We start from the raw sequence: 24,857 nt of genomic DNA on the forward strand, positions 1-24,857 counted from the left end.
CTGAGTACCTTCGCACGGGGTGGTAAATAATTGAGGGGCAGGGGAGTTCCGGAGGAAACCGACAGCTTGCGTGTGGTTCGCGACCGAATCGAACGATACGGCCGACATCCGAACGGCCCACGTCCGGGAGCCACCGAACGCAATCGTGACTGAATTCTGTCGTACGGATTTAAATATCGGATTCACATCCCCACGATGTAGTGAAATGAATCGGTTAGGAATGCTTGGCCTCGACACGAGTCATCCGGCCTCCTTTGGACCCATCCTGGAAGCGATGCCGAACGCGTCGGTGACCTCGCTCTGGGATGGTGGTGACGTGCGGGAGGAGTCGTACTGCCACGAACTGGCCGCGGAGTACGACGCCACGCTGTACGACGACCCGGAGGACATGCTCGGTTCGGTCGACGGCGTTCTGGTCATGGCGGTCAACTGGGACACCCACGTCTCCCTCGCGGAACCCTTCCTCGAGGCTGGTGTTCCGACGCTCATCGACAAACCCGTCGTCGGCTGTCTCGCCGACCTCGAAACCCTCGAATCGCTCGCGACCGGGACACCGCTGTTCGGCGGCTCGTCGGTCTCGTTCCATCCCCGGCTGTCGGACTTCCCGACGGGCGTCCCGGACCGGCTCCTCTACGGGGCTGGGTACAACGACCCGTTCTACTACGGGTCGCACATGACCGACACTGCGCGCCGAATCGCGGGTGCCGACTGGGTCGCCGCGGACTGCGCCGACTATCCTGGTGCCGCGGTCGACATCGAGTTCGAAAACGGGGCGACGGCGGTTCTCAGGCTGGACGGTCCGTCCCAGCCTGGCGCGTTCGGCCTGCTCGACGTCTCGGACGAAACCCGCTCGGCCGTCATCGGCGGGACCGAGGAGGAACTCCAGAAGATGTACCGGTCGTACCTGCAGCGGTTCCTCGATATCGTCGAGGGCGAACGGGACGAATCACGCCGGATCCTCGACTCTGCTTCGCTCCTGCTCGGTGTCCGCGCCGCGCTCGAGACCGGGGGCCGGGTCACACCCGACTCGTCGGCACTTCGCGAGACGACTGCAGACGGGCACGACTTCCTCGATTCGTACCAGCCCTACGCGACCTCGTGACTCATCGATTCGGTGGCGTGAGTGGCGAGTCGGGGGCTCGTTCGTAGACCATCTCCCGGACGTGTTCTTCGTAGGCCTGCACCGTCGGCAGGTCGAACTGCGCCTCGACCTCCTCGACCCTGAGGTCCTCGTCGAGCGTCTCCAGCACGATGGTCGCGTCGTCGTAGTTTGCGTGGAGGGCGATGTCACCGCCGTAGTACTCCTGTACCTCGTCCATCGTCTCGAAGTCCAGTCCGGCGCGCGAGTAGGACTTGCAGTCCGTGTTCACCTCGGCGAAAGAGAACCGGAGTCTTCCACCACCCAGGTCGAGCCCCAGGGCCTCGGGGTGGGTCGCGTGGCGGTCCTGCCTGGCTATCTCGCTCCCGTGCGGCGTGTATATCTTCGAGTACGGACCCCAGGTGACGGGGACGTGGTAGCCGTGGTAGACCGCCCAGTTACGGAGCCGGCTGTAGCTGGTTCCTTGCGTCGGGTGGAACAGTACGTTCACGTCTCGCGCACCGAACGCGACGCCGATCTCGTCGAACCGGACGTCCCAGCATATCGTGGCCGCGACACGCCCGAACGGCGTGTCCCACGTCGGCAGCTCGGTCCCGGGCGAGATGCCGCGGTCCATCTCGCCGTCGGTCGGCGCGAGCTTCCTGTACGTGCCTAGGAACTCGCCGTCGGGACCGACGAGTCCGACGCTGTTGTAGACGGTCCCCGCCGCGTCCTCGTACGTCGGGACCCACACGTAGGAACCGAGTTCTCTGGCTTTCTCTCCGATTCGCTCCGTCACCGGTCCCGGGAGGCTGACCGCCAGTTCCTCGGGGAGGACGTCGCCCTCGGCCCCCTTGGCCAGGGCCAGTTCCGGGAAGGAGACGAAGTCCGGCTCGAACGATGCTGCGCGGTCGAGCGCCGTGAGCATGTTGCGGAGGTTGGTTTCGACGGTCGATTCGGGGTCACTGTCCGGATTGAGCAGGGCTGCCTGCAGGATGCGGGTCGGTCGCATATGCGCCACTCGATGGCACGGGAGTTATAGCTAGGCGTCCACCAGCAAGCAGAGTGCAGCGTCATCTGGGCGGGGAGGGTTGTCACCCGAATGGAACAAACACTTTTGCTAATGGATGGCGAATCCTGGCTATGCCTTGTCCTCACGCAGGAGGCGGTAGGGTCGACGATACCGCTCCATCCGACGACCCCGATGCCTCGCGTCGGGAGTTCATGAAAGCTGCCGTGGCCATCGGCGGCGCGGCCGCGCTGTCGGCGTGCCTCTCCCGGTCACCGGAGGTCGACTCGACGACCACCACCGACACCCAACGGACCGCCAATCCCGTCGAGACACAGCGATTCGCGCAGGGAACCGACTCGCTGGACGACCTCCCGGAACGCCAGCACGAGTGGGGCAAGTACGTCCAGGTCGACAGCTACGGGAATCCGGACTTCCCGCATCACCAGGCGTTCCTCCTGCTGAACTACGTCGGTGAGGACACCCCGACAGAGGCCGAACGAACACGGGTCGAAGATGCGTTTCAAACCCTGGAACGGGCGTTCAAGCGCGGGGTCGGCACCGACCGACGAGCCGTTATGAACGACGGACTGCTGTTCACGGTGGGGTACGCACCGTCGTACTTCGACCGGTTCGAGGAACCGCTCCCAGACTCGGTCGATATCATGCCCCCGGCAGCGCTCCTCGAGCGGCTCGGGGAGGACCCGGCGAACGCGACCACCTGTGATGCCGCTATCCACCTCGCGAGCGACCTCGCACCCGTCGTGCTGGCCGCCGAGGAAGCGCTCTTCGGGCGGCTGGAACACGTCAACGGCGTCGAGGTCCAGGGAAGCCTCGACGGTGTGTTCGAGACCGTCGAACGCCGGACCGGGTTCGTCGGCTCGGGATTCCCGAAAGAACGACTTCGTGACGACATCCCGGCGCGCGCACCCGTCTCGATGGGGTTCAAGTCGAACTACCGCGACACCTTCCCCTCCGAGGACAAGATAACCATCACCGAGGGGCCGTTCGCGGGCGGCTCGGTGCAGCAACTCTCCAAGCTCCGGAACCACCTCGACGAGTGGTACGACCAGGACCACGAGCAGCGCGTCGAGAAGATGTTCAGCCCCGACCACAGCTCGGACACCGTGGGAGACGTCGGCGAGAACCTGGCGAGCAAGAGCGAGATCACGCGCGAGATTGCCGACCGAACCCTCGAAGACGCCCAGACGAAAGGCCGTGTCGGACACGGGCAGAAACTCGCCCGGGTTCGAGACGACGACGACGAGCCACTCATCATGCGGCGTGGTGATTTCAACGCGGCCGCCGAGTCCGGTGCCATCCTCCACTTCGGGTCGCTCCAGCGCGGCATCGACGAGTTCGTCAAGACCCGTGACGCGATGAACGAGGTGGACCTCGACGGAACCGGCGACGGGCCCGAGCTCCCCGACTCCGAGAACGGTATCCTCGATTTCATCGAGGTTCTCTCACGGAGTACCTTCCTGGTCCCACCCCGGCAGTACCGTTCGCTTCCTACCCCACGACCCAGCTAACATGAGACGAGATAGACACCCACCCGGCAGTGAGAACGGAACCAGAGACCAACCCGGGCGTGACAGGGCCGCCCGTGCAGGCGTCGGGGCTACCGCGCTCATCGGCGTGGCAATCCTGGTCGCAGCCATCGGGGTCGGGTTCGTCCTGCTGGGGGGCGCGGCCACCGACGCCAGTCCGCCGGTCGAGACGCTCGGCGAAGGGCAGTTCACCGATGTCGCACCAGAGGCGGGACTCACGTACCAGCACAGTCCGGGCGGCCAACTGACCAACGGGAACGCGAGCCTCTACGTCACGGACTACGACCGCAATGGGTACCCGGATCTCCTGGCCTTCGGCGGCGGCGCGCCCGTCCTCTACCGGAACGACGGCGGGACGTTCTCCGAGTCAGGACAGCTCCCGGAGATAGACGGCTATCTCAAGGGTGCCCTGTTCTTCGACCAGGAGAACGACGGCTACGACGACCTGCTGTTGCTCCGAGTCGATGCGGACCCGGTCTTCCTCGCGAACCGGGACGGTTCGTTCGTCAGGGAACAGGTCGGGTTCGCGGCGGCCAACTTCACCGTGCCGTACGGGGCGTCCGCTGCTGATTTCGATGCCGACGGCTGCCTCGACGTCTTCGTCTACCAGAACGGGGACTGGCGCGACCGCAACCCGGAGCGTTCGAACCTCCACTACGACGGCGCACCGGTGCGCGAGCTATCGCCGGTGGAAGACGACAACGGCGCGCCGAACTACCTGTTCCGCGGGTCCTGTGGCGACGGGTTCGAGCGCGTCACCGACGCGGGCCTCGACCTGACCCACTGGACCATGGCCGCGAGTTTCGTCGACTTCACCGGCGACGGGCTGCCCGACATCCACACGGCGAACGACTTCAACAACGACGTGCTCTACGTGAACCAGGGCGACGGCACCTTCGAGAGCCACCGGATTCCGGATACCAACAGGCACGGGATGTCCTCCGAGGTCGCAGACGTGGACGGCGACGGGTTGCTTGACGTGTTCGTGACCAACATCCAGTACAGAGAGGAGGTGTTCACCCTCTCGTCGATGCCCGCCGTGAGCCAGAAGGGCAACAACCTGCTCATCAACGACGGCAACGGGAGCTTCGAGAGCCGCGAGGTCGAATACGGGGTCGAGTACGCCAGATGGGGCTGGGCAAGTTCGTTCGTCGACCTCGACGACGATGGCGACGAGGACCTCATCCACACGACCCGGGCGCACTGGCCGAAGGAGAGCCTGCAGATGGTGGTGACGCTCCCGCACGTCTGGGAACGGACGGGCGAGTCGTTCGAGATGGTCAACGCGTCCACGCTCGGGTTCGAACGGTCGCGCGGCCGGGGAATGGCGGTGCTCGACTTCGACCGGGACGGTGACATGGACATCGCGGTCGCCGACCGCAAGGGGCCGACGAAGCTCTACGAGAACCGTGGGACGAGCAACAACGCGCTGCAGGTCACCGTCCCGAGTGACGGGCAGGTTGCGCTGGGGACCGTCGTCGAGGTGACCGTCGACGGGGACACCAGCTGGGACCTCGTGAGTGCGAAGTCGGACTTCCTCTCGCAGGACACGCGGCTCTTGCACTTCGGGCTGGGTTCGGCGACCACCGTCGACGAGGTGCGCGTCGAGTTCCCGGACGGGACGGTCCGCGTGTTCGAGGACGTGGAAGCCAACCAGCGCCTCGTCGTGACTCCCGATGGAGAACTCGAACTGGTTTCGCTGAACGGTGACGGCGAGGACTGACGTCGGACGCTTCTCGGATTATCCCGTCCGTTCCTGTGCGGCCCGGACCTGCTCGAAGTACCAGCGGATGCCGGGGTCTCCCGCGGTGCCCTGTCCGGCGAGGTCGTAGCGCATCGGCAGTTCGGGGTGCTGGCACCACCGATTGTTGTGGAAGAACACCGAGAGCCCTGGTCTGGCCGCCGCACGCTGGACTTCTCTCCCGTATGCCAGTCTCGCGTCCGGAGGGAACACACCCCGCGGGAATCGCTCCGTCCAGCCGCCGAACAACTCCACGTTGACGAGTGGCTTGTCCCGGACACCGGCTCGCACGAGTCGGTCGTGCATCGCACCCGAGTCGTTGTCGGTGTAGATCTCCTCACCGGTGTCGAACAGGCAGACATCGACTGTATCGGCGCGACCGATGACCGCGGTGGTCTCCGGGTGGAATCCGCCACCGCCGACGAGCCGGTCCGGGTCGGTCTCTTTCAGGACCGAACAGCACTCGACGATGTTGTCGGGGTCTCTGAAGTCGTAGGCGTCTGCGTGCTGGTCCCAGCCGTAGGAGCTGTGCTCGTTCGCGACGTTGACGATGACGTTCCGATACGGTTCCAGGTGGCGGGCGACCTGCCCGAGTGCTTCGTGGACGGCGTTCGCGTCCCGGAGCCCGAACGGCGCGAACTGGTAGAACACACCGACGACGAGGACCATGTCGCGTGCCGCACACGCCTCTGCGATTCGTTCCATCCGGCGACGATGGTCGGGGTCGATGCTGGAGCCGTCCGGTGCGAACGGGTCGTAGTTCGCCCCCATACACCCCATGTAGAACACCGTCACCGCGTTCACCCCGTGGGCGGTGTAGTCGTCCAGCTGGTCGATGAGGTGCTGGCATTGCTCGTCGGTCGCCGTCGCACTCGCGGTGCGGATGCCCCAGAGGTCGACCAACTCGCCGTCGAGGCGGAAGCGGTTCCCGTCGGTCGTCACCGTCGGTCCGTCGGAACGTCGTGCCGTCATCGTGTGGAACCCACGACACCGGTGGTCGTAGCTGTATTGGGTCGACCGGCCCGAGGCCGGTCCCGAACGTGCCGGGTGCACCGAACCGGCGTGACAGAGGTACACAGTGCCAAGGTTTATGGTGAGTATCAGCAATTGAGTAATCAAGCAGGTATGCAGTACCACCTCAAGCGGATTGGCCAGGGTGTCCTCACGTTCGTCACCGCGACGACGATCGCCTTCGTGATGTATCGTATGTTGCCTGGGGGGCCCATCCAGGCGATGACTAGACAGCGATACCGTCGCTGTCTCGAACGGTTCGGTGCCGGTGCGTGCAGTATCGAGGAGATACGGAGCGAGGTCGAACTGCTCATCTCTATCGACCCCGGGCAGTCGATTCCCGAAGCGTTCGTCACGTTCATCACGAACATCGTCGTCCACCAGGAGTTCGGGACCTCCCTGCAGTACAACGAGCCCGTCTTCGACCTGCTGTTCGCTGCGATGCCGTGGTCGGTGTTCGTCAGCATCTGGGGGCTCGTCCTCGGGTTCACGTTCAACATCTTCTGGGGTGCACTCCTCGCCTACCGGGAGGGGAGTCGCTTCGACAAGGGGGGCACCATCTTCGCGATGGTCGGGAACTCGATTCCCTACTACGTCGCCGGTATCCTCGCGCTCGCGGTCTTCGGCTACAACTTCGGCATCTTCCCACAGGGTGGGCGATACCCGGCGGAGTTCTCGCTGGGGGCCCCGATAATCGGGACGATAATCAACGACCCGAACGTGACGCCGGGGTTCAATCCGGGGTTCATCGCTGGTGCGGCCTGGTCGGCGGCGCTCCCGGTGTTCACCGGGTTCGTCCTCGGCATCAGCGGACTCGGCATGCGCGGGAACTCGATTCGCGTGATGGAGTCCGACTACATCCGCGTCGCGAGACTGCGTGGACTGAGCGAGAGCCGTATCGCGAGCCGGTACCTGGCCCGCAACGCGGTGTTGCCCCTCTATACGACGCTCATGATAGGTATCGCGGGCATCTTCAGCAGCGGTATCATCATGGAGCGTATCTTCACCTATCCTGCGGTGGGCTGGTACACGTTCAACGCGCTGGTCCAGCGGGACTACCCGCTGTTGATGGGTGCGTTCGTGTTCTACACGGCGGTGACCATCATCGGGATACTCATCGCGGACTTCACGTACGGCTTCATCGACCCACGGGCTGGTGGAGGTGAGGAACGTGAAGCTTACTGAGACGCCTACGGACGCGGAGGACGACCGGCCGAACGTCGAGGCACTGGTCGGTGGCATCGAGGCCAAGGGTGCCGGGAACTCCGTCAGTGTCTACCAACAGAAGGTGGAGGCGAACCTGGTTGCCCCGCTTCGCATCGCCTGGTACGACTGGCGCGCGAAACTCGGTCTTTCAATCGTCGCCTTCTTCGTCTTCATGGCGACCATCTGGGAACCGATGTACGACGAAGCATACCTGAACTACGCGCCCTCGTTCATCAAGCCGTTCGACTCCGAGTACAGGCACTACATCTTCGGTATCGAGCAGTTCACCATCCCGGTCATCGGCTGGACGTACACCGGTATCTGGCAGTATCCGCTCGGCACGAACGAGGTCGGGCAGCCGATCCTGATGCGTATCGTCAACGCGGCCCCCGCGATGGCGGAACTCGTCCTCGCCGGCGGGGTCGTCTCCATCGGCGTGGCGGTCATCGTCGGGACGACGGCGGGGTACAAGGGTGGCCGGATCGACGACGTCCTGATGGGCGCGACCGACGTGATGATGACCATCCCCGGCCTGCCGCTGGTCTTGCTGCTCGCGGCGGTGTTCCAGCCGAGCGACCCGTTCGTCCTCGGGATGATTCTCGCCATCGACAACTGGCCGGGGCTGGCCCGGTCGCTCCGGTCGCAGGTGCTGACCATCCGGAACGAGTCTTACGTCGAGTCCTCCCGCACGATGGGCGTCTCGACGGGTGGCATCCTGTTCAAGGACGTCATTCCGCAGCTCATGCCGTACATCCTCATCTCGGCGGCGGCGGCGGGTAAGCGCGTCATCACCGAAGCTGTCGGACTGTACTTCCTCGGCTTCCTGCCACAGGGGGCACCGAACTGGGGGAAGATGATGAACGACGCGTACGAGATGGGGGCCATCACGAGCTTCGACACGTTCTACATCATCCTCTGGCCGATGCTCGTGCTCGCGATGCTGTCGTTCGGGCTGGTCATGCTCGCACAGGGCCTCGACAAGATATTCAACCCGCGACTCCGCGCCCGGCACTCCCGCAGCGTCGGTGGCGACGGCGAGGCCGACTAGTCGGGGTGCAGTCGTTCGACCCACCGGAATCGATTTAATGGTCCGCGGTAACTGTTCACATCAGCATGGCGATGTCCAGCACAGACGTACGTAGTTTCTTCCAGACGCGGGCGAAGTACCGAACCCTGACGGCACAGACCACCATCCTCATCCTCGCGGGCATCGCGTTCGCGGCCGATATGCTGGTCGTCTACCTGTCCATGGGAGAGGCTCGGCAGATATACGGCGGTGTTTCGCTGCTTCTCGTGGGCGTGTACGCCTTCACACCGCTCATCGGCTGGATGGCGATGACCGCCGTCGTCACGGGTATCGGGCAAGTGGTCAAGGCCCGCATCCGGTACGGGACGTTGCTTCGGGTCACCGGGTGGGCGTCGATTCCCCTCGTCGGGACCGGTGTGAGCTGGTCCCTGGGTCGCTACCTCGCGCTCGGGTCGAGCGAGCCCTGTGCTGATGGGTCCTTCGAGTGTGGCCCCGGGACGTACGCGACCATCCAGGACCAGGTCCAGGCTATCTTCGCGTACACTGCAGGGGCATCGGCGGACCCACTGTTCCTCGGCTTCTTCGTGGTCGGTCTGGTCTTCGCCGTGGCGACGGCGGTCCTCTGGGTCTGGGCCGCCGAGCAGGTGAGCACGTTGACCATCCAGGGCGCGGTCGTCGCGGCCGGTATCCCCGCGAGTCTGCTCATCGCACTGCTGGTGTACCTGTCGGTGTTGTAGGCAGGCGTCGATGCTGTCTGGAATCGAAGACAGTGGTGTGACCGCTCAGTCGAGGGGGTTCGGTTCTTCCGGTACGTCGCGTTGCTGGCGACGACAGAGAAGGAGCAGGAGGCCGAAGAAGGAGACGAACACGATAGCGATGATGAGGTTCAACAGGACGATAGCGCCGGTCCCGGTGTCCGGACTGATGAACGGCAGCCACAGCAGCATCAGCACCGCCACGCTCACCGAGAGGGTCATGAGGAGTCGGATACCACCGGCCGACCGGCAGACGTGGAACATGAACCCCTTCGAGGACGGTTTACTCATAGACACTCGTTACCGCCGGTGACGAAAGAGCGTTGCGCCGGTTCGGGCCAGCCACTCGGGTGAACATCAGTAGTACCGGCTCAGCAGCCGGTAGATGAGGTAGCCGGAGAGGCCGATGGCGAAGGTGAGGAGCCCGGAGATAGCCAGGAGACCGGCCCACACGTCGTGCCCGGCGTACACGAGAACGGTGCCGGCGAACACGAACAGCAGGATACCGGCGGTCGCGATGAGCAGGTTGAACGATTTCTTTATCGTGTTCGGAAGACTGCGAAGCCAGCCGATGAGCTGTTCTGAGGGGGACCTCCCCTTGTTCATGGTTGCCATGACCGATACGTCTGTGGCCGCCGATATGAAGGTACTGGTCGGTACGATACCTCCCAAAATTATTTGAATGACTCAGTTGTACAGGTGGTAACCAGCCGCAACTGATATGAGTAACAAAGCTACGCCTCCAGGGACGGGGTTCACGCGGACGTCGGCGACGGTAACAGACGAACGGCAGTCGCCGGACCGGATACTCCGGGTCCGGAACCTCGACGTCTGGTTCGAGATGGACCGCGGCGCTGCGAAGGTGATGGACGACGTGGACATGGACATCTACCGGAACGAGATTCTCGGCATCGTCGGCGAGTCCGGGTCGGGGAAGTCGATGTTCGCCTCGGCGATGCTCGACGCGGTCCCGGAACCGGGAGAGACCACCGGGAGCATCCGGTACTACCCGGACGACGGTCGTGACCCAATCGACGTGCTCGACCTCTCGAAGAACGAGTTGAAGTCGTTCCGCTGGGAGGAGATCTCGATGGTGTTCCAGGGGGCGATGAGTTCGTTCAACCCCACGATGACCATCGGCGGCCACTTCGAGGAGACTATCGTCGAACACGGGATGGACCTCGATAGCCAGATGGACCACGCGCGCAACCTCATTGCGGACCTCTACCTCGACCCCGATCGGGTGCTCGACGCGTACCCGCACGAACTATCGGGTGGGATGAAACAGCGCGCACTCATCGCGTTGAGTCTCGTGCTCGAACCCGACGTGCTCGTGATGGACGAGCCGACCGCTGCGCTCGACCTGTTGATGCAACAGTCAATCAAGACCATGCTTGCGACGCTGCGAGACGAGTACGACCTCACCATCATCTTCATCACCCACGACCTCCCGCTGGTCGCGGGACTGGTGGACAGGCTGGCGGTCATCTACGCGTTCGACTTCGTCGAGGCCGGGACGCGCGACGAGGTGTTGCTCGACGCGGCGCATCCCTACACACGGGCACTGCTGTCGGCGGTCCCCAGTCTGGACACGCCGGTCGACCAGATGAAACCCATCGAGGGGTCGAGTCCCGACCCCGTCAAGCGGCTCGAAGGGTGCCCGTACCACCCCCGGTGCCCGCTCGCGGACGAGCGTTGTGTCGAGTCGGACCCGGACCACTTCAGCGTCTCTGAGCGACATTCGGTGGCGTGTTTCTACTCGGACGAGGCGGCCGAGGCCGTCCCCTACACGCTCGAATCCGAACTCGAGATCGACCTCCACCTTCTCGAGGGTCAGCTACAGCGGGGGCGACAATGAGCCGCACGTCGCCGTCGACCGAGCCCGTGGTGGAACTCGACGACGTCCAGGTTCACTTCAATGCCCACAATAGCTCGTTCTTCGGCGAGCAGAAGGTGGTCAAGGCGGTCGACGAGGTCGACCTCACCATCTACGAGAACGACGTGGTGGTACTCGTCGGCGAGAGTGGGTGTGGGAAGACGACGCTCGGGAAGACCGCCATCGGCCTGCAGCGTCCGACCGGTGGGAGCGTCAGATACCGGGGACAGGACGTCCACGACGCGATGGACGGGACCGGCACGGTGAACATCCCGTTCGAGCGCATCAGGCGGTCGCTCCAGATCATCCACCAGGACCCCGGTAGCTCACTCAACCCGAATCGGACTGTGTTGACGAACCTCGCCGTGCCGATGAAGAAGTACCGACCCGACCTGGGGTCGGCACAGCGCGAGGAGGTCGTCCACAAGCTCCTCGAACGCGTTGGAATCACGCCGGCGACCGACTACGCGACCCGGTTCCCTCACCAGCTCAGTGGTGGGGAGCAACAGCGGGTCGCACTCGCGCGGTCACTGCTGATGGAACCGGACCTCATCCTCGCGGACGAGGCGGTCAGTGCACTGGACGTCTCCCTGCGCGTGCAGATGATGGACCTGATGCTGGACCTGCGTGACTTGTTCGACACCTCCTATCTGGTGGTCTCGCACGACTTCGCCAACGCGCGGTACCTCGCCGAGAAGGCAGACGGTCGAATCGGCGTGATGTACCTCGGGAAGCTCGTCGAGATCGGGACCGTCGACGAACTCATCCAGAACCCGAAACACCCCTACACGCAGGTTCTCATCTGGTCGACGCCGATGCTCGACCCGCGGTCGGCGGCGGAGATGTCGACGGACGACCCGCCGGTCAGGAGCATCGACATCCCGACGCCGGACGACCCGCCGGGTGGCTGCCACTTCCACACCCGGTGTCCGGTCATCATCCCGCCTGCCGACCTGGATATCGAGCAGGACACCTACAACGACATCATCGACCTGCGCCTCGACATCGAGGATGAGGACGTAGATGTCGAACGGGTATGGGCAGCGCTGGAGGCGGACAAGCCGGTGCCATCGGAGTCGGAGCGGTCCGAACTGGCGTCGGAATTCGCGGTCACGGCCCGGGAGCTGTTCGTCGATGCCGACCTGGACGATGAGCACCGGGAGGCAATCGAGGGTGCACTGGAGGCTGTGGCCATCGGCGATTGGGAGCACGCCGCGGAAACACTACGCTCGAAGTACGAGAGCGTCTGCGAGCGAAAGCAGCCCCAGTTGCAGTCGGACCACCCGGTCGCGTGCCACCTGTACGACACCGAGGACGTGTCCGAGTAGTCGCGGTCGGCCCGTCCCATTCTCTCTTTCTTTGTTTCCCAGTGACAGGCGAGCGGTCTCCCCTCCCGGGACTACCGATAATGCGCAAATTATTACAATATGTTTATTACTATGGGATAGGTTCTCTGACCATGGTTGACGATAGTCATCCTCATAGCGGAGAGGGCGACCCGCGATGGCGTGGGCTTCGCCGGCGACAGTATCTCGCGGCAATCGGCGCAGCTGCGGGAGTGGGACTCGCGGGTTGCAGTTCTCAGGCCGAGGACACACAGACCAGCGAGGACGGGAACGACGAAGGTGGAAGCACCGAGACCTCGAGCGGTGGGACCGAGGAAGGTGGGTCCGAGAGTTCTGGTCGTGGCCCGGCCGTCGACCCGACGATGAACCTCATCACGGGTACCGCACCACAGGACATGAACTTCTGGCCGTTCTTCGGCCGGAGCAACATGGACTCGATATACTTCCTGCCGCTCCAGACCTGGTACGGGGCCGGGCAACTGGACCAGTACACCGGTGGCGAGTACGATGGGCTCCTGGTCGCGGAATCGCGACTCATCAACGACTTCAGCACCTGGGAGATCAAGCTGGACACCGAGCACGACTGGACGTGGCACGACGGTGACTCGGTGACCATCGACGACATGTACGAGTACGACAAGTACTTCCACGAATACGACAAGCTCCTGGGCAACACCCCGGACTGGAAGAGCGTCACGAAGGTCGACGACACGACCATCCACCGTGAACTCCACGAGCGCACTGCACCGTTCGCGTTCTTCCACACCAACCAGCGGCCCAACATCCACTTCCAGGGCAAACACGCCAAGAAGTTCCGCGAGATGATGGAGGACGCCTCGACGGAGAAAGAGGCAGCCGACATCAACAAACAGGCCACCGAAGCCAACGAGATTGGCTTCGAGGACGCTGTCGGGAACGGGATGTTCGAGGTCTCCGAGGTCGCAGACGACCGGGTGGTCTACTCGAAGTACGAGGACCACCCGTTCGCCGACCAGCAGAACATCGAGAACATCGAGATCCTGTTCCGTGGGGACGACTCCGGCTTCCAGCTGGCGTTCCAGAACGACCAGATCGACCTCACCTTCGAGGAGCCGAACCCCCAGCAGACCCAGTATCCGGACGACGTGAGCTACGTCACGAAGCCACAGCCGCGTGGTGAGGTGTACATGCTCAACCAGCACAACAAACACCTGGCCAAGGTCGAGGTGCGCCGCGCGATGGCGTACTACCTCGACTCGCAGGCTATCGTGAACAACACGAACGGCGCGGCTGTTACCACGCAGACCGGTGCGGCCCCGGTCGTGCTGGACCAGTGGCTTCCGGACCCGAGCGTCGCGGACGACTACATCCAGTACGGCGCGACGCGCCAGCCCGAGAAAGCCGCGGCCGAGCTCCAGAAGGCGGGCTACTCGAAGAACAGCGACGGTATCTGGGAGGACGAAAGCGGCGACACGCTCTCGTTCATCATCAGGACCTACGACTGGCGGCCGACCGTGGGTCGTACCATCAACAGCCAGATGCGCCGCGCCGGCTTCGACGTCGACGCGAAGGTCATCGGGGCCCAGGAGTACCTCAACGAAGTGTACAACCAGCCGCCGGAGTCCGGTGTCTGGGACATGATCTTCGACTTCCACGCGGGCAGCATCAACCACCCGACCCACAGCTACGCTGACTCGATAAGCGAGCTGAAGCTGACGAACGACGACGGGAGCCCCGGCTGGGCGAACCGCGACGTCAACCCGACGGTCCCCTCGACCGTCGGTGCCGAAGAGGTCAGCGGGTCTGGCAAGACGCTCGACCTGCGCGCGCTCCAGCGCACGCTCGCCTCGCCGGACTCCTCCGTCGAGGAGACCAAACAGGCGACGCACGACCTGGCGTGGTACTGGAACTACTCGGTGCCCTCCCTCGTCTTCAAGACGAGCCAGGCAGCGTGGGCATTCGACGACACCAACTTCGTCATGGAGGACTACGACGGCGACGGCTACGCCGACCTCGGGATGTCCTACAACTTCAGCAAGCCGACGGTGTACGGCGTCGAAAAGTAAGGGCTCGGCGTCTTTTCTTCTCTGCTGTCACCCCACGACCGCTTCTGCGTTTTTCGGTTCGATACCTCGCGCCTGCAGCGATGCGGATATCCTCCCTGCACGGTGGGAGAGACCATCGGGTAGCCTGCCCGTTCTAGCTTCCTGTGTCCTCCGGGTTGGGTGTCGAACGCTGGGACTCACCTTCGAAAACCGACTGTGCTGTTCAGCCTAGCCAAAATTTGCAGTCAGATAACCAACATGCGTTTGGTTCTGGTGAACAACGCCGCGTCGTTGCCCGGCCACACCAGCCGGATTCGGGGACGCCTGTCCGAGTCAGAACGGTGTTCGATGGCTCTCTAGAATCACCCACCACTGTCTCGAAGAGCCTCCAGTCTCCCGGTTTTCGCGCCCACAACCTCCTGTGTGTCGGTAGAACGTTACGTCTCTATTGCTGTAACGTCACGAGCTGTGTCGTCTGTCATGGACGACGTTCTACCTGAAATGCCCGAAAACCTCCTTCTAACGCCGTTTTGGGCCCCTCTTCAGTAGAGGTGAACGTATTTCGACCAGCACCGGGAAAACAGGCACTCTCGGTTCGAGAGCGGTGAACGAACGGCAAAACCAGCGTGGGTTACTCGAGCACTCGAACCGTTCGTCCTGTCTCCGCCGACTCGTACGCCGCATCGAGTACCCGCAAGACACGCTGGGCGTCCTGGAGACTCACAGGAACGGGGCCGGATTCCTCACAGGCACTGAGGAACTGTTCGGCGAACGCGTACCCCCAGCCACCGCCGTACCCGGGGGTGTCTGCGTACTCGTATCGAACGGACCGCGCCGGGGTTTCCCACCGGCCCTGGAGGTCGGTCAACTCCAGCGTCGTCTCCCCCGAGAACCCGAACTTGTGACCGATGGGGTCCCATCGCGCGGTTCCCGCCGAGCCGCGGATGCGGATGTCCGTGTCGTAACAGCCCTCGTCGAGATAGTAGCCGGTGGTGAGGGTACAGAGGGTGCCACCGGCGAGTTCGAACTGGAGCGTCGCACTATCCTCGACGTCGACGGACGGTGTGTGCCTCGCGGTGCGGGCGGTCACCGTCTCGATTCGACTGTCGAGCACGGCCGGCAGCAGGTCGAGCCAGTGGATACCGAGCCACTGGAGGATGCCGCCGCGGCTCATCTCGGCGTCGAACAGGAAGTGTTCTGTGTCCCGATGTGCGAGTGCCGACGCGACGAACCGTGCCTCGACGGACCTGAGGGCACCGAAGAACCCGTCCGCGCGCCGTCGCGTGAGCTCCGTCGCGAACGGATGGTTCCGCCACGGGTACGAGACACAGACGATGGCCTCACTGGCACGCTCTGCCTCGATGACCGGGTCCAGTTCTGCAGCGGTTCGAGCGACCGGCTTCTCGGTGTAGACGTTCACGCCGTGGTCCAGTGCTTGCTGAATCGCCGCGGGCGTATCCCTGTTCGAGAGCGTGATCCAGACCGCATCGAGGGATTCGGCCTCTAGCAGTGCGTCGACCGACTCGTAGACCGGTGTCTCTTCGAGCCTCTCGATGTCGGTCGTGTCGACCGCAGGGTTCGGTTCACAGGCCGCCGTCACGTCGACCGGGAGCTGGGCCAGCGTTTCGAGGTACGGGTCCCGGTGGTGGTGGTCGAGCCCGATGTATCCGACGTTCATCGTCGCCTCACTGGAACGCCGGGATGACAGCGTCACCCAGGCGCTCGAGACAGCGGCACGTCGACTCCTGTGACTGGCCGGGGAACTGGACCCGCAACACGACGTGGTCGACGCCGAGTTCCTCGTACACCCGGAGCTGTTCGATGCAATCTTCCGGAGAGCCGAGGACGAACTTCTCGGCGAGTTCGTCGTAGTCGACCGTGACCTCGTGTTCGTCGAGGTAGGTCTGGCCCCAGCGCGCGTACCACTCGTAGAGCTGGAGCAGATGTGGCTCGATGGCCTCGCGGGCCTCCTCGACGGAGTCCGCCACGTAACAGTCGCGCATCAACACGACCTCGTTGTCGTCCCGGTCCATCCCGAACTCGTCGAGAGCGTCCTCGTAGACGCCGATCTGGTCGGCGAGGTCGGCCGTGGTCGAGGAGGCACTGGCGATCCAGCCGTCGCTCCGGTACGCGGCCCGCTTGATGGCGATGTCGGCGTGGCCACCGATCCACATCGGCATCTCGTCCCGTGGTCGTGGACTGACGAAGGCGTCCTCGAACTGGTAGTGGCGACCGTCGTGGGTCACGGAGGGTTCGCGCAGGAATCGCTTGAGGAGTTCGAGGGACTCGATGAAGTGCTTCCCACGGCCCTCCTGCTCGACTCCGAACGGTTCCAGTTCGCGCTCGCGGTACCCGAGTGCCGCGCCGAACACCACCCGGCCGTCGGAGAGCCTGTCGAGCATGCTCAGTTGCTCGGCGAGGTGTATCGGGTGGTACAGTATCGGCAGCATCGCGGTCGTCGTCAGCGTGAGCCGTGAGGTTCGAGCCGCGATGGCCGCGAGTGCCGTAATCGGTTCGACGAAGCCCTCCTCGTGGATGTGGCGCTCACCGACAGCGACCGAGTCGAACCCGACAGTCTCCATCAGCTCCGCCTGTTCGAGCAGGTCGTCCACCTCGAACGCCGACTCCGGGGTGTAGTACTGGTTGAGGAACACCCCGAACTTCATGGCTCGGCCACCGTGTTCGAGAGGGTCCCGATGCCCTCGACGGAGACCGAGACCGTGTCACCGGGGTGCATCTCTCCGATACCGGCCGGCGTCCCGGTCAGCACCACGTCACCCGGGTACAGCGTGACGTGCCTGGAGATGTACGCGAGCGCCTCCGGGATGGGGAAGATGTGGTCGTCCGTGTTCGACGACTGCACGACCTCGTCGTTCAGGCGGGTCTCGATGGCGGCACCCATGGGGTCGACACCTTCGCCAACCGGCGTCACCCACGGGCCGAGTGGCGTGAACGTGTCCATGCTCTTCGAGCGATACCAGGGGTTCGACCCGTCGAGGTCGCCCATCTGCATGTCGCGGGCGGTCACGTCGTTGCCGACGACGAACCCGAAGACGTGGTCGAGCGCGTCCGCCTCGTCCACGCGACTGGTCTCCTTGCCGATGACGAACCCGAACTCGCCCTCGTAGTGCAACTCGGTCACCTCGGGATGCTTCACGATGTCCGCACCCGGGCCGACGATGCTGGACGGAGATTTCGCGAAGAAGAGTGGTTCGTCCGGAATCGGGAACCCTCCCTCCTCAGCGTGGCCGGCGTAGTTGAGCCCGATACCGACGAGGTTCGTCGGGCGGGCGACCGGCGCGAGCAGTGTCAGGTCGTCCAGGAGGAGTTCGTCGTCCGTCGTCGCAGCCTGCAGGTCCGACCACGAGTGGTCCACGAGTGCGGCTTCGAGCGTCGTTGCGTCCGTGTCCAGCGGCGTCACTGTCTCGCCATCGAGGAGCCCGAGCGATACCGACTGGTCAGTCTGTGTGTACCGACAGATGTCCATGCGTATCACTGCACGGCGTGAGAGATAATAACAGTACAGGCCTCCGGCTGTCCGTCGAGTGCGAAGTCCGGGCAGAATTCGCTGCACCTGTCGGTCGAGGAGTGCGTTCCCGATGCCTGCTGTTCTGTCGCCGAGTGCTCCTCTCTACAGTGCGAGGCGCGGAAGCGAGAGGTTTCCGTGCTGGAGCGAGCCGACCGGGTCGGTCGTCTTGCCGTGTTCGTAGATGATCGCGTCGACGCCGGTGTCGCGCGCGGCCCGGACACAGGCCGCCAGGTCCACTTCGCCCGCAGCGAGTTCGACGTGGACGGTGCTATCCGAATCGGACCGGGTGTCGGTGAGGTGGACGAGGTCGATTCGGTCGCTGTACCGGTTCAGCAGTTCGACGGGGTCCTGCCCTGCGTGCTGGGCAGACCCGGTATCGATTTCGAGACCGACCAGGTCGTCGAGGTGGTCGACGAAGACGTCGAACGCGGTGGCGTCGCCCAGGGGGACGAACTCGAAGCGGTGATTGTGATAGCTCAGTCGGAAGCCGTCACCAGCGAGTCGGCGGGCGAGTGCCGAGATTCGCTCGGCGGCTTCCTCGACACCGGCGACGGTCTCGAACGCGGCTGGGTCGTACCGTGGGATGACGAGATGTGTGCAACCGATTGTCCGGTAGGTTTCGACGACCGCCTCGTAGTCAGCCTCTAACTCGTCGATGTCGACGTGCGCGCCCAGCGGTTCGAGGCCCGCCTCGGCCAGGTCCGCCGCCAGCCGGTCCGGATCACTGCCCTCGATTCCGGCGAATTCGACGCCGTCGAACTCCGTCTCGGCGACCCGTCTGGTCTTCTCCAGGAGGGATTCGTCGAGCCCGACGAGCGTGTACAACTGTATCCCTATACTAACCATATTGTCTGGACTTTCACGTGCTTATACAAAGCTATATCGTCTATTCGAACAGTACTCGGTGGCTCGCCGGCCGACGGACGTGACCGCAGAATGGATAGACCGGATGGACGGACCGGCTACAGCGACGTCGCGTTGATCTGGATGATGTTCACACTCCGTGTTATCATGTCCGGAATCTCGCCGTAGAACCGGTCCTCGTCCATCCTGCTCGACGGTCCGATGATGCTGATTGCGCCGATGACCGTCCCGTCCGGGTCGAAGATGGGTGCGCCCACGCCGATGAGACCCTTGATGGTCTCGCCGTGGTTGAACGCGAAGCCCTTCTCGCGCACCGTCTCGAGTTCCTCCAGCAGCTGGCTCTTGTCGGTGATCGTGTCGGCCGTCTGTGCGGTCAACCCACGGGTCTCGATTATCTCCTCGATTCGATGCGCCGGAAGATTGGCCATGATCGCCTTCCCGACCGCGGTGTGGTGGAGCTCGTCGCGCTGACCGACGTACAGCGAGGTCTTGACCGAGTCGGCCCCCATCGCCCGGTAGACACACACCCCGAGCCCGTGTTCCTCGACGGTGAACAGCGCCATCTCGCCGCTGGCCTCCGCGAGCTTGTCGACTTCGTTCTTCACGAGGTCGTAGATGGTGATGCGCCCTTTCGCCTCGTGTGCCAGGTCGAGGAAGCGCAGGCCGATCTCGTAGGTGTCGTGTTCGGTCTTCACGATGTACTCCTCGTGGAGCAACGTGGAGAGGTGATTGTGGACGGTCCCTTTGGAGATGCCGAGGTCTGTTGCGACTTCTGTCACACCTGCACCACCGCGTCGTTGCAGACAGTCGAGTATGTCGAAGGTCGTCCGCACCGAGTTGATGGTGTTGTCCGGGGGGGCTGCCATAGCCGTCTTTCGGAGGGAGAGGATAAAAACTGTTCACCCTTGCTAAACGTGCTGGAACTGGTCTGATAAACACAGCGACCGGCGAAAATTAGCAGACTGCGCTGCAGTGTGGCCCTTGGTCACCCACTCTTGCTGTTGTGCAAACGACAGGAACGCGGTCAGTGGAGGTCGTATCGCTCGTCTATCTCGACGATTCGACCCTCCGCGATGGAGCGTTCCGCGCCGATGGCGACAGCGGCAGCCTTCTTCGCGTCCCGGGCGGTCGCAGCAGGGTCGCCGCCGTCTGCGAACGTCTGGAGCACGTCCTTCCACATCCGTATATCAGCGCCACCGTGCTCTCCTCCCGTGTTGGTGAACGAGTACGTGTCGTGTGCATCCCAGCCGAACACCTCCCAGGAACTCGAATCGCGACCGCTTCGGACGAGCCCGTCGGTGCCGCGGGCGGCGTACACCCTGTCGCCGGGCTGGGTGTAGGGCGCGTACATGCAGAGTTCGAGCGTCGCCTTCACGCCGGACTCGTACTCGACGATGACCGTCGCGTGGTCGTTCACGTCCGTTCCGTGGTCGAGGACGTGCTGTCCGCCGAAAGCCACGACCCGGACGGGGTCGCTCCCGGTGTACCAGTTGAACAGGTCGAAATCGTGGCAGTCCTTCTCCAGCAGCGTGCCACCGCTCTCGTCCTGGGTGTAGTAGTGGCCCCAGGGGAACGGGACGCGCACCTCGTGAGCCGAGAGCATCCCGAGGCGTCCGATGGCACCTGCCTGGATGAGCGACCGGAGCTTCCCGTACTGCTGGCTGTGGCGGAGGTTGAACCCGACGTAGAACGTCCCATCGGACTGGTCGGCCGCGTCGATGAGCCGGTCGTGGTCGGCGAGCGTCGCGGCCAGGGGCTTCTCACAGAAGACGTCGAGGTCACGTTCGAGCCCCGGCAGGGCTGCCTTGGTGTGGGTGTGGTTCGGCGAGGCGACGATGACGGTGTCGAACTCGCCGTCGCGATAGAACGCCTCGATGGTCTCGAACGTGTCCGGGTCGTCACCGTGTTCTTCGCAGACGGCCACGGCCCGCGCCCGCGAGTCGGTCGAGGGGTCACAGACAGCGGTCACCGACGCACCGAGCCCCGAGATATCCGTCGCCCAGTCGGGTACCTCCGAGGCGTAGTCGTGGTAGACCCCGAACGGGAACCCGGGTTTCGCCGCCGGCCAGGGCTTGTCCCACACCTCGAAGTAGTCCCGCGAGACGATTTCGTAGAGCTGTTCGAGATGGAAGACACCGCGGGAGCCCGCGCCGATGAGCCCGATGGCTGGGCCTGGCTCGCGTTCTGACATGCAATCGAAGACCACTGGGGCCATCTTAATACTTGGCGTGCCCCGGTCGCTCCGAGGTGGTGGTCACTCGTCGTCGGCCGACAGCCAGTTCTTCGTCATCGTCTGGAACTTCGCGCGAGAGATACTGTGCTGGAGTGGTTCACCCCGGCTGAACCGCTCGACCTCCGCAACCATCGCCTCGGCCATGCGGTGCCGCGTCGGTGACCCGGCGATGTGTGGGGTCCTGACGGCACCCGCCACCTGTCGCAATGGACTCTCCTCGGCCAGCGGCTCGCGCTCGAAGACGTCCAGTGCAGCCGAGAGCCGACCGGATTCGAGTTCCGCGAGCAGCGCCCCTTCGTCGACGAGCGCGCCACGCGCGGCGTTCACCAGGAGGGAACCGTCGGGCATCCTGGCAAGCTGCTCCGCGTCGAGCATGTGGATGGTCTCCTCGGTCTTGGCGGCGTGGACAGAAACGACATCGCTCGTCGCCAGCACCTCCTCGAGCGTGGCTTCCTCGGCGAAGTCGTACTCCGCGAGCGCGCCGTCGGGAAGGTAGGGGTCGTACCAGCGAACCGTGACGCCGAACGGTTCGAGGAGGTCGAGCAGGGCGTGGCCGACCGAGCCGACGCCGACGAAGCCGACCTGTTTCCCGAACAGTGTGTCGACCCGGTCGGTCTGGCGGTCCCAGCCGCCGTCGCGGATGCTCTGGTCGTGCTCACGGATGGCTCGCAGACTGTCCAGTGTGAGCGTGAGGATGTGTTCGGCGACGAAGGGGGCCATCACCCTGACCGCGCTCGTGACACGCACGCCGTGGTCGTAGAGGGCGTCGGTCGCGATGCCTGCGACGCTCCCGCCGACGTGGGCGACCAGCTGGAGGTCGTCCGCCGCTTCGAGGGCCGACTCGGTGAACGAGGGCGACCCCCAGTGTGTGAGACAGACGTCGATGCCCGGGAGGCGCTCGGCCAGGTCGGACTCGGTGAACTGTTCGCCGGTCTCGTTGTACGTGACCGTCCCGACGGCCGCGAGTCGTTCGTGGACCCGTTCGGGGAACATGTGATAGCCGCGCGTGTTCGGTGGTATGACCAGTATCTCCATCGCTCGAGGTTCTCCGACGAAACCTCCGCGGAGCAGGATGATAAGTGATTCGTGCGCCGAAGCCACCGGCCCGCCACCACTCACCTCAGACCTTGTCCGGCGGCTGGGTCAGCCCGCGGCTGTCGCGCTCGACGACCTCGATGAGCCACTCCAGTGCATCGACGTACTCGTCGACCACGGCGGGGAACCTGGCGTCGGCCCCGACCGATTCGAGCGTTTCGATGGTCTCCTCGTAGTTCGCGATTGCCTCGGGGGCCGGTCGTCCCAGGGCCGACCCGGGGAAGTGCGCCTTCTTCGCGTAGTCGTTCGAGATGGTCGGCAAGACAACGCCGCCGAGAGCCGCGAACACGTCGAATTTCGCGGGGATATCGGGGCCCAGGAGGTGTCTCGTGACCGCGCGCGAGAACGCGTCCCGGTCGTCGATGGGAGTCGCGTTCCAGACGCGGTCCGCGAACACGGCGACGCCGGACGGCATCACCCGGTCGTGGTACGCCTGCATCTCGTCGTTGTCGTCGATGGCGTCGCCCCAGATACACAGTTCGCCACCGGGGACGCCGGAGACGTTCTCCTCGCTGACCTCCGGGCTGGTCGTCGGTGTCCAGGCCAGCAGGCGCTCCGGGTCGAGCGTGTTGAGGTACGTCGCCGGCGGATACGAGTTCAGCAACTCGTAGCCCTCTTCCGCGAACAGGTCGAAACTGTTCCCCTCGAAATCGGGTCCCCACGGCGGGTACGAGACGATCCAGAAGTGCATCATGATGTCCGAGGGGAGGGTCGGCCGTTCCGAGATATCGATCTGTTCGGACCACATCGACATCCGCTTGCCGCGGTCGGTGACCATCCCGTGGGCGCGGTGGATGAAGTCGTAGAACAGTTCCTGGACGTCGTCGAGTCCCTCCGATTCCATGTAGGCTCGACAGTCGATGCAGTCCTCCCACTCGATACCGTGGTGACTCCACTCGTCGGCCCCCACGTGGACGATATCGGCGTCGAACACCGAGACGACCTCGTCGAGCAGGTCTCCCCACACCTCGTACGACCGGTCCTTGCCCAGACAGAACGCGGGCTTCAGGTTGAACACCGTCGTCTCGCCGGGCGTGTCACACCGGATGTCTGGAATCTGTGTGAGCAGGTGGAGGCCGTGGCCGGGCGCGTCGAGTTCGGGGATGACGGTGATGTCCCACTCGGCGGCGTGCTCGACGAACTCGGCCATCTCATCCTGTCCGTAACTCGGTCGCTCAGTCCCATCGGGGGACCGGTTCAGTTCGGGATACGCACTCGATTCCATCGCGTAGCCCTCGTTGTCGATGAGGTGCAGGTGGAGGACGTTCAGCTTCGCGCGCGCCATCGATTCGACCAGGTCGTACAGGTCGGAGAGCGGGATGAACTTGCGGGCAGGGTCGACCATCACGCCGCGCCATTCGAACGCCGGCCAGTCGACGACCTCACAGGTTGGAACCGTGTACGCCTCCCCGGAGTCTGCAGCCTCGATGAGCCCAGCCAGTGTCTGTGCGGCGTAGTGGAAACCGGCTGCCGTGGTCGCGACCAGCTCGATGCCATCGCCGGTCACCGAGAGCCGGTAGGCCTCGTCCTCGTGGTCGATAGTCCGTCCGGCTGGCGGCTCGAGGGTATCGACCGTTCGCAGAGCGATGCTCGGGCCTGTTGCCTCGTCGCTGTCGACCGTCGGGAGGGTTTGGTCGATTTCACGGTCGATGATGGTCTGGACACGGTCCACGCTGGCAGTGGCTGGCGTGGTGCCGTTCGTGGTGATGCCATCGAGTGCGTCGAGGTCGATTCGGTCGTCTGAGTACTGTTCGTGTTGTGGTCGCGGGACGAGGTGCATGTGAGTGGAGTCTCCGGTGTGTGGTCTCGTGTGGTCTCGGGCGCTTCTGGTTCAGGTGCGGCGTTCGTCGGGCCGGAAGGCGACGCTCGGGAGCGTGATGCGCTCCTCGCAGTGTGAGCATTCGATTCGGAGCGTCTCGGTTTCGCGTGCCGTCTCGACCAGGAACGGCTGTCCGCAGTCCGGACAGGTGACCTGGCACGACTTGGTTGGGACTGCCATCGGTTACCACCCCTTGACCGACTGGGCTCTTTAATATTGGCGTCGGCTCTGCTGGTTCGCACCCGTGACCGCACGCAAGCCGAGGGGGGGAAGGATTATGCGGCCCCCCGTCAAGGTCTGAACCGGTAGCATGCAACCGATAAGTACCGACGAGGCACCGGGAGCCATCGGGCCGTACTCACAGGGAATCATCGACGGGGAGACCGTCTACGTCTCCGGGCAGGGACCGGTCGACCCCGAGACGGGCGAGATAGTCAGCGACGACATCCGCGAACAGACCCGGCGAACGCTGGAGAACGTGGCCGCGATTCTCGAAGCTGGCGGGAGTTCGCTCGACGACGTCGTCAAGGCGACCGTCTTCGTCAGGGATATGGCCGACTACGAGGCAGTCAACGAGGTGTACGGCGAGTACATGAGCGACCCGTATCCGGCGCGGAGCGCGGTCCAGATCGTCGACCTCCCGATAGACATCGACGTGGAGATAGAAGCGATCGCGACGCTCGCCGAGTGAGCG

23 protein-coding genes are annotated in these 24,857 nt (G+C 64.1%); 10 read left to right on the forward strand and 13 right to left on the reverse strand.

The features are described from left to right. Positions 1 to 220: 220 nt before the first annotated feature. Positions 221 to 1,102 carry a Gfo/Idh/MocA family protein gene (locus tag N6C22_RS18475; RefSeq protein WP_261652670.1) on the forward strand — a complete coding sequence of 294 codons (882 nt, stop codon included), beginning with the start codon at positions 221 to 223 and terminating at the stop codon, positions 1,100 to 1,102. Between the two features lies 1 nt (position 1,103). Here the strand turns inward: N6C22_RS18475 and N6C22_RS18480 are convergent, their stop codons facing one another. Beyond that, positions 1,104 to 2,090, reverse strand: coding sequence for a carbon-nitrogen hydrolase family protein (locus tag N6C22_RS18480; RefSeq protein WP_261652671.1), 987 nt, complete (start codon positions 2,088 to 2,090; stop codon positions 1,104 to 1,106). A gap of 212 nt (positions 2,091 to 2,302) precedes the next feature. Here N6C22_RS18480 and N6C22_RS18485 point away from each other — a divergent pair, with 212 nt between their 5' ends. Continuing rightward, positions 2,303 to 3,619, forward strand: coding sequence for a Dyp-type peroxidase (locus N6C22_RS18485; protein WP_261652672.1), 1,317 nt, complete (start codon positions 2,303 to 2,305; stop codon positions 3,617 to 3,619). Between the two features lies 1 nt (position 3,620). Then, positions 3,621 to 5,360: a CRTAC1 family protein gene (locus tag N6C22_RS18490; RefSeq protein WP_261652673.1), complete on the forward strand. Its 1,740-nt coding sequence runs from the start codon at positions 3,621 to 3,623 to the stop codon at positions 5,358 to 5,360. A gap of 18 nt (positions 5,361 to 5,378) precedes the next feature. On the opposite strand, the gene N6C22_RS18495 is transcribed toward N6C22_RS18490, so the two are convergent. Further along, entirely contained in the window at positions 5,379 to 6,350 is a 972-nt protein-coding gene (locus tag N6C22_RS18495; RefSeq protein ID WP_261652674.1) for a hypothetical protein, read from the reverse strand. A gap of 261 nt (positions 6,351 to 6,611) precedes the next feature. Between N6C22_RS18495 and N6C22_RS18500 the strand changes: the two genes are divergently transcribed. The 3 genes from N6C22_RS18500 (at position 6,612) to N6C22_RS18510 (ending at position 9,359) form a co-directional block, all read left to right on the forward strand. Beyond that, a complete protein-coding gene (locus tag N6C22_RS18500) occupies positions 6,612 to 7,574 on the forward strand; it encodes an ABC transporter permease (RefSeq protein ID WP_261652675.1) in 963 nt (320 codons plus the stop codon). After that, on the forward strand, positions 7,561 to 8,643 hold the full coding sequence (locus N6C22_RS21235; protein ID WP_261652676.1) for an ABC transporter permease: 1,083 nt from the start codon (positions 7,561 to 7,563) through the stop codon (positions 8,641 to 8,643). Before N6C22_RS18500 ends, N6C22_RS21235 begins: the two co-directional genes overlap by 14 nt. A 65-nt stretch (positions 8,644 to 8,708) precedes the next feature. Beyond that, positions 8,709 to 9,359 (forward strand): YIP1 family protein, encoded by a 651-nt coding sequence (locus N6C22_RS18510; RefSeq protein WP_261652677.1) that lies wholly within the window; start codon positions 8,709 to 8,711, stop codon positions 9,357 to 9,359. Positions 9,360 to 9,404: 45 nt separating this feature from the next. Here the strand turns inward: N6C22_RS18510 and N6C22_RS18515 are convergent, their stop codons facing one another. Beyond that, entirely contained in the window at positions 9,405 to 9,668 is a 264-nt protein-coding gene (locus N6C22_RS18515; protein ID WP_261652678.1) for a hypothetical protein, read from the reverse strand. Between the two features lie 66 nt (positions 9,669 to 9,734). Further along, positions 9,735 to 9,992, reverse strand: a complete 258-nt coding sequence (locus tag N6C22_RS18520; protein WP_261652679.1) for a hypothetical protein — start codon at positions 9,990 to 9,992, stop codon at positions 9,735 to 9,737. 106 nt (positions 9,993 to 10,098) lie between these two features. Here N6C22_RS18520 and N6C22_RS18525 point away from each other — a divergent pair, with 106 nt between their 5' ends. The 3 genes from N6C22_RS18525 (at position 10,099) to N6C22_RS18535 (ending at position 14,644) form a co-directional block, all read left to right on the forward strand. After that, on the forward strand, positions 10,099 to 11,235 hold the full coding sequence (locus tag N6C22_RS18525; RefSeq protein WP_261652680.1) for an ABC transporter ATP-binding protein: 1,137 nt from the start codon (positions 10,099 to 10,101) through the stop codon (positions 11,233 to 11,235). Beyond that, a complete protein-coding gene (locus N6C22_RS18530) occupies positions 11,232 to 12,581 on the forward strand; it encodes an ABC transporter ATP-binding protein (RefSeq protein ID WP_261652681.1) in 1,350 nt (449 codons plus the stop codon). The genes N6C22_RS18525 and N6C22_RS18530 overlap by 4 nt, the downstream gene beginning before the upstream one ends. 131 nt (positions 12,582 to 12,712) lie before the next feature. After that, positions 12,713 to 14,644 carry an ABC transporter substrate-binding protein gene (locus N6C22_RS18535; RefSeq protein WP_261652682.1) on the forward strand — a complete coding sequence of 644 codons (1,932 nt, stop codon included), beginning with the start codon at positions 12,713 to 12,715 and terminating at the stop codon, positions 14,642 to 14,644. A 610-nt stretch (positions 14,645 to 15,254) separates the two neighbouring features. On the opposite strand, the gene N6C22_RS18540 is transcribed toward N6C22_RS18535, so the two are convergent. From N6C22_RS18540 to N6C22_RS18580, 9 genes are all read right to left on the reverse strand, one after another. Beyond that, positions 15,255 to 16,301, reverse strand: coding sequence for a Gfo/Idh/MocA family protein (locus N6C22_RS18540; RefSeq protein ID WP_261652683.1), 1,047 nt, complete (start codon positions 16,299 to 16,301; stop codon positions 15,255 to 15,257). Positions 16,302 to 16,308: 7 nt separating this feature from the next. Further along, positions 16,309 to 17,289 carry an LLM class flavin-dependent oxidoreductase gene (locus tag N6C22_RS18545; RefSeq protein WP_261652684.1) on the reverse strand — a complete coding sequence of 327 codons (981 nt, stop codon included), beginning with the start codon at positions 17,287 to 17,289 and terminating at the stop codon, positions 16,309 to 16,311. Continuing rightward, positions 17,286 to 18,110: a fumarylacetoacetate hydrolase family protein gene (locus N6C22_RS18550; protein ID WP_261652685.1), complete on the reverse strand. Its 825-nt coding sequence runs from the start codon at positions 18,108 to 18,110 to the stop codon at positions 17,286 to 17,288. Before N6C22_RS18550 ends, N6C22_RS18545 begins: the two co-directional genes overlap by 4 nt. A 144-nt stretch (positions 18,111 to 18,254) precedes the next feature. Next, on the reverse strand, positions 18,255 to 18,998 hold the full coding sequence (locus tag N6C22_RS18555) for a sugar phosphate isomerase/epimerase (protein WP_261652686.1): 744 nt from the start codon (positions 18,996 to 18,998) through the stop codon (positions 18,255 to 18,257). 116 nt (positions 18,999 to 19,114) lie between these two features. Beyond that, positions 19,115 to 19,882, reverse strand: a complete 768-nt coding sequence (locus N6C22_RS18560) for an IclR family transcriptional regulator (RefSeq protein WP_261652687.1) — start codon at positions 19,880 to 19,882, stop codon at positions 19,115 to 19,117. A gap of 158 nt (positions 19,883 to 20,040) precedes the next feature. After that, the gene (locus N6C22_RS18565) at positions 20,041 to 21,207 is read right to left on the reverse strand and encodes a Gfo/Idh/MocA family protein (protein WP_261652688.1); all 1,167 of its coding nucleotides are present in this window, start codon (positions 21,205 to 21,207) and stop codon (positions 20,041 to 20,043) included. A gap of 63 nt (positions 21,208 to 21,270) precedes the next feature. Beyond that, a complete protein-coding gene (locus N6C22_RS18570) occupies positions 21,271 to 22,242 on the reverse strand; it encodes a hydroxyacid dehydrogenase (protein WP_261652689.1) in 972 nt (323 codons plus the stop codon). A 127-nt stretch (positions 22,243 to 22,369) separates the two neighbouring features. Then, positions 22,370 to 24,124 (reverse strand): family 20 glycosylhydrolase, encoded by a 1,755-nt coding sequence (locus tag N6C22_RS18575; RefSeq protein WP_261652690.1) that lies wholly within the window; start codon positions 24,122 to 24,124, stop codon positions 22,370 to 22,372. Between the two features lie 51 nt (positions 24,125 to 24,175). Beyond that, positions 24,176 to 24,343, reverse strand: coding sequence for a YgzB family protein (locus N6C22_RS18580; RefSeq protein ID WP_261652691.1), 168 nt, complete (start codon positions 24,341 to 24,343; stop codon positions 24,176 to 24,178). Positions 24,344 to 24,473: 130 nt separating this feature from the next. On the opposite strand from N6C22_RS18580, the gene N6C22_RS18585 reads away from it, so the two are divergent. Next, a complete protein-coding gene (locus N6C22_RS18585; RefSeq protein WP_261652692.1) occupies positions 24,474 to 24,854 on the forward strand; it encodes a RidA family protein in 381 nt (126 codons plus the stop codon). The last annotated feature ends 3 nt before the right edge of the window (positions 24,855 to 24,857 follow it).

The sequence above is a fragment of the Haloarchaeobius sp. HME9146 genome, assembly GCF_025399835.1.
In the GTDB taxonomy this organism is placed as follows: Archaea; Halobacteriota; Halobacteria; order Halobacteriales; family Natrialbaceae; genus Haloarchaeobius.

Coding starts and splice junctions, on each gene's coding strand:
- N6C22_RS18475 (WP_261652670.1), top strand. CDS start 221: ATGCTTGGCCTCGACACGAGTCATCCGGCCTCCTTTGGACCCATCCTG.
- N6C22_RS18480 (WP_261652671.1), bottom strand. CDS start 2,090: ATGCGACCGACCCGCATCCTGCAGGCAGCCCTGCTCAATCCGGACAGT.
- N6C22_RS18485 (WP_261652672.1), top strand. CDS start 2,303: ATGAAAGCTGCCGTGGCCATCGGCGGCGCGGCCGCGCTGTCGGCGTGC.
- N6C22_RS18490 (WP_261652673.1), top strand. CDS start 3,621: ATGAGACGAGATAGACACCCACCCGGCAGTGAGAACGGAACCAGAGAC.
- N6C22_RS18495 (WP_261652674.1), bottom strand. CDS start 6,350: ATGACGGCACGACGTTCCGACGGACCGACGGTGACGACCGACGGGAAC.
- N6C22_RS18500 (WP_261652675.1), top strand. CDS start 6,612: ATGACTAGACAGCGATACCGTCGCTGTCTCGAACGGTTCGGTGCCGGT.
- N6C22_RS18510 (WP_261652677.1), top strand. CDS start 8,709: ATGGCGATGTCCAGCACAGACGTACGTAGTTTCTTCCAGACGCGGGCG.
- N6C22_RS18515 (WP_261652678.1), bottom strand. CDS start 9,668: ATGAGTAAACCGTCCTCGAAGGGGTTCATGTTCCACGTCTGCCGGTCG.
- N6C22_RS18520 (WP_261652679.1), bottom strand. CDS start 9,992: ATGGCAACCATGAACAAGGGGAGGTCCCCCTCAGAACAGCTCATCGGC.
- N6C22_RS18525 (WP_261652680.1), top strand. CDS start 10,099: ATGAGTAACAAAGCTACGCCTCCAGGGACGGGGTTCACGCGGACGTCG.
- N6C22_RS18530 (WP_261652681.1), top strand. CDS start 11,232: ATGAGCCGCACGTCGCCGTCGACCGAGCCCGTGGTGGAACTCGACGAC.
- N6C22_RS18535 (WP_261652682.1), top strand. CDS start 12,713: ATGGTTGACGATAGTCATCCTCATAGCGGAGAGGGCGACCCGCGATGG.
- N6C22_RS18540 (WP_261652683.1), bottom strand. CDS start 16,301: ATGAACGTCGGATACATCGGGCTCGACCACCACCACCGGGACCCGTAC.
- N6C22_RS18545 (WP_261652684.1), bottom strand. CDS start 17,289: ATGAAGTTCGGGGTGTTCCTCAACCAGTACTACACCCCGGAGTCGGCG.
- N6C22_RS18550 (WP_261652685.1), bottom strand. CDS start 18,110: ATGGACATCTGTCGGTACACACAGACTGACCAGTCGGTATCGCTCGGG.
- N6C22_RS18555 (WP_261652686.1), bottom strand. CDS start 18,998: ATGGTTAGTATAGGGATACAGTTGTACACGCTCGTCGGGCTCGACGAA.
- N6C22_RS18560 (WP_261652687.1), bottom strand. CDS start 19,882: ATGGCAGCCCCCCCGGACAACACCATCAACTCGGTGCGGACGACCTTC.
- N6C22_RS18565 (WP_261652688.1), bottom strand. CDS start 21,207: ATGTCAGAACGCGAGCCAGGCCCAGCCATCGGGCTCATCGGCGCGGGC.
- N6C22_RS18570 (WP_261652689.1), bottom strand. CDS start 22,242: ATGTTCCCCGAACGGGTCCACGAACGACTCGCGGCCGTCGGGACGGTC.
- N6C22_RS18575 (WP_261652690.1), bottom strand. CDS start 24,124: ATGCACCTCGTCCCGCGACCACAACACGAACAGTACTCAGACGACCGA.
- N6C22_RS18580 (WP_261652691.1), bottom strand. CDS start 24,343: ATGGCAGTCCCAACCAAGTCGTGCCAGGTCACCTGTCCGGACTGCGGA.
- N6C22_RS18585 (WP_261652692.1), top strand. CDS start 24,474: ATGCAACCGATAAGTACCGACGAGGCACCGGGAGCCATCGGGCCGTAC.